Origin of the sequence: Limnofasciculus baicalensis BBK-W-15 (assembly GCF_024178385.1) — a bacterium.
Classification (GTDB): Bacteria; Cyanobacteriota; Cyanobacteriia; order Cyanobacteriales; family Coleofasciculaceae; genus Limnofasciculus; species Limnofasciculus baicalensis.
The window spans coordinates 1,372-4,713 of record NZ_JAMZMM010000419.1 but is presented as its reverse complement, the minus strand read 5'-3'; the positions used below and the strand labels follow the sequence as shown (position 1 = coordinate 4,713).

Annotated in this window: 5 protein-coding genes; 4 read left to right on the top strand and 1 reads right to left on the bottom strand. The window is 43.3% G+C overall.

Going from position 1 to position 3,342, the window contains the following annotated elements:
• The 4 genes from NJ959_RS25760 to NJ959_RS25745 form a co-directional block, all read left to right on the top strand.
• A partial coding sequence (locus tag NJ959_RS25760) for a formylglycine-generating enzyme family protein (RefSeq protein WP_254014615.1) occupies positions 1 to 882 on the top strand: 882 nt, incomplete at its 5' end.
• 60 nt (positions 883 to 942) lie between these two features.
• Positions 943 to 1,299, top strand: coding sequence for a hypothetical protein (locus NJ959_RS25755; protein WP_254014614.1), 357 nt, complete (start codon positions 943 to 945; stop codon positions 1,297 to 1,299).
• On the top strand, positions 1,283 to 1,738 hold the full coding sequence (locus NJ959_RS25750; RefSeq protein WP_254014613.1) for a DUF7689 domain-containing protein: 456 nt from the start codon (positions 1,283 to 1,285) through the stop codon (positions 1,736 to 1,738). The genes NJ959_RS25755 and NJ959_RS25750 overlap by 17 nt, the downstream gene beginning before the upstream one ends.
• Before the next feature lie 19 nt (positions 1,739 to 1,757).
• Positions 1,758 to 2,555, top strand: a complete 798-nt coding sequence (locus NJ959_RS25745) for a tetratricopeptide repeat protein (RefSeq protein WP_254014612.1) — start codon at positions 1,758 to 1,760, stop codon at positions 2,553 to 2,555.
• Between the two features lie 24 nt (positions 2,556 to 2,579).
• Here NJ959_RS25745 and NJ959_RS25740 read toward each other — a convergent pair whose 3' ends face one another.
• Positions 2,580 to 2,744, bottom strand: coding sequence for a hypothetical protein (locus NJ959_RS25740; RefSeq protein ID WP_254014611.1), 165 nt, complete (start codon positions 2,742 to 2,744; stop codon positions 2,580 to 2,582).
• Between the last annotated feature and the right edge of the window lie 598 nt (positions 2,745 to 3,342).

Here is a 3,342-nt window from a genome sequence, read left to right as displayed (position 1 = left end):
CAATTAGATCTTTGGTTAAACTTGAGCGCACCTGAACAGGATACTCTGATTAAGGAATTAGAAGCTCAGATTCAGGATGAATACGTTCATCAATATACATGTAGTTACACAAATAATCCCGCATTCCGGATTCCCACATTTAAACATTTACCCACAGAATTAGAGTTTAATCTAATTATTGGTGGTGAATTTAATATGGGTTTATCTCCTCAAGAGGAAGTGACTTTGCGTAATTTGATCCAACAGGAAGGATTAGATGAAGAGTTCCTTGGCTCTATGGAGACAATGCGCCCGGTTCATTCTGTGAAATTACGACCTTTTTTGATATCTCGTTTGCCAATTATTAATTCATTTGCCCTAGAACATATTGAACTAGATTTAGATGAATATATCTCAGATTATGAGGTAGATTTTGACTCCGATGAGAAGCTTGTTCCGGCGACATTAACACGGGAGCAAATTAATCAAATTATGGATGAACTTGGTTTTAGATTGCCTTCTGAAGCACAATGGGAGTATGCTTATCGTGGTGGTACGTCTAGTTTATTTTATTGGGGCGATCGGCTAATTGATGAGGAGAAGATTACCCTGGCTGAATTTAGCGATCGCGAAAAATGTCAAGCCGCTGCTAATCCTTTTGGTTTGGTGGGTATGGCTGTAGGAGAATGGTGTGCTGATTCTTTTTTCCCGGATTATAGTAATGCGCCAGGAGATGATTTACCAGTTATTGGCGAGCCACCTTATGTAATCAGAGGTGGGGCGGCTATGTTGTCTCCATGGCAAAATTGTGGGGAGTGGGTAACTTGTATTTCAGCGATGAGACAAGCGGCTGATATTGACGATCTGGAGGCGGGGCGTTTTGTTAAGTTATTAGATTTTTAAGAATGGGGAATGGATATATAATGAAGTAGCTATTTCACACAAGAGTGAGGTGTTAGTGCAATGGAAACAATCTACAAAGTTGATCGCAGAAATGCCGCGTACTGTTATCCTCTTTTGGAACCGTCAGATTTAGAGGAAACATTTTTACAACTAGCTGAACAATGGCGGCAAGAAACAGGAATGATATCTTTAGTCTCGAAAATGGTAATGCACCCAACTTACCAACGAATTATTGGTATGGGACAACCTGTTGTTCCGCTCATTTTACGCGAACTTGAACGGGAACCTGACCATTGGTTTTGGGCGTTACAATCTATTACAGGCGCTAATCCTGTTGAGCCACAACAGCGGGGTAGGTTAACGCAAATGGCAGAAACATGGATACAATGGGGTAAGGATTGTGGCTACAGATGGTAGGCTGGAAAAGTACAAGGAAGACGAATTTCCAAACCTTAATGTCACTGGTTATCGCATTACAAGTAAAGCGTCGCGAATTTACAATTGCTTTGCCTGGGCTGCGGGAGAAGATGACCGTTGGTGGAATCCTTTAGAACCGGAAAATCCTTATTATTGGCCTGATGGCGTACCAGCAGAATTAACTATTGCTGCTTTTATCCAAGCTTATCAAACTTTAGGATATGAACCGTGCGCTCGCGCTGAGTTGGAAGAGGGTTTTGAGAAAATAGCGATATATGCTACACCTGACGGAGAACCAACACACGCAGCCAGACAATTACCAAATGGAAAGTGGACAAGCAAACTTGGACGATGGGAGGATATTGATCGTAAACTGGATGGATTGACAAGCGAAATGTACGGTTATGTTAGACAAATTTTAAAACGACCTCTTCCCTAAAAGGATTTCAAGTATTTTTATGTTGCGATGGATTCTGACAATATTTTCTGTGGTGCTGGTGTGTTTTTTCAATCTGCCAGCTATGGCAGAAGTTAATTTAAGTGCCAGTGAGATTAGGCAAATTAATCAGCTTAGGCAAGAGGCTTTTACTGCTGCTGAAGGTGGTAATTTTGCGGCGGCGGAAGGGTATTGGAGTCAGTTGATTGAGTTATTGCCAGATAATCCTGTAGGATGGAGTAATCGGGGAAATTATCGGGTGATTCAACATAAGTTGGTGGATGCGATCGCGGATTTTGATAAGGCGATTGAGTTAGCTCCGGATGCACCAGATCCTTATCTGAATCGCGGTATAGCTTATGAAGGGGAGAAACTTTGGGAAAATGCGATTGCAGATTATCAGCGGGTATTGGAGATTACTCCTAATGATGCTGTGGCTTACAATAACCTGGGTAATGCTCATGGGGGACTGGGAAATTGGGAGGATGCGATCGCAAATTATCATAAGGCAGTAGAATTAGATCCTAATTTTTCCTTTGCCCGGGTTAATTATGCTCTCGCCCTTTATCAAATTGGAGAGAAAGATAAAGCTATAGGTGAGATGCGCAATATTATTCGTAAATATCCTCAGTTTGCCGATGTACGTGCTGCTTTAACAGCAGTGTTATGGGTAGAGGGGAAACCGGGAGAAGCAGAGAGTAATTGGGTAGCGGTAGTTGGTTTAGATGGGCGATATCAAGATTTAGATTGGGTGGAAAATATCCGTCGTTGGCCTCCACTTATGGTAGCAGCTTTGGATAAATTTTTGACATTGAAGTAGAATTATACTATCTTTCTTATACAGTCATACCCCTCCCCTGAAAGGAGATCCGATAGGTGTTGCGATCGCAGTTTCAGTTTTAGTAGTAGTATGTTGTGGGTTTGCGATGGCACTCACATTAGATGCTAACATACAACCGTTTTCTTCCCGTGGGAGATTTACTTGAGATTCTGGATAGTGGTTTGTCATTGCTTTAAATCCTTTTCGTCTATGAAACCAGCATACTTTTCTAGACATAGGGATTAGGTTGGCTAATGTAGGGAGTTTGATAGCCTATTCCTTTGTAGGCAAAAGTAGGTTAATGTAGGTTTATACTCACATTTTGCACCATTCTCAAGTGGCGGTTAAAACCGCGTCTACACAGACAAAACCCGCCTGCGCGGGTTGTCAAGGCGGTTAAAACCGCGTCTACACAGACAAAACCCGCCTGCGCGGGTTGTCAACTCCTTGATTCTTCATTAGTCCGCGCAGGCGGACTTCGTTTGTGTAGACGCGAATTCCATTCGCCTTATCTACACTACACAGACAAAACCCGCCTGCGCGGGTTGTCAAGGCGGTTAAAACCGCGTCTACACAGACAAAACCCGCCTGCGCGGGTTGTCAACTCCTTGATTCTTCATTAGTCCGCGCAGGCGGACTTCGTTTGTGTAGACGCGAATTCCATTCGCCTTATCTACACTACACAGACAAAACCCGCCTGCGCGGGTTGTCAAGTGGCGGTTAAAACCGCGTCTACACAGACAAAACCCGCCTGCGCGGGTTGTCAAGGCGGTTAAAACCGCGTCTA

What these genes read in the sequence shown, in the direction of transcription:
- NJ959_RS25740 (WP_254014611.1), bottom strand. Translation starts at nt 2,744, where the DNA reads ATGACAAACCACTATCCAGAATCTCAAGTAAATCTCCCACGGGAAGAA.
- NJ959_RS25755 (WP_254014614.1), top strand. Translation starts at nt 943, where the DNA reads ATGGAAACAATCTACAAAGTTGATCGCAGAAATGCCGCGTACTGTTAT.
- NJ959_RS25745 (WP_254014612.1), top strand. Translation starts at nt 1,758, where the DNA reads ATGTTGCGATGGATTCTGACAATATTTTCTGTGGTGCTGGTGTGTTTT.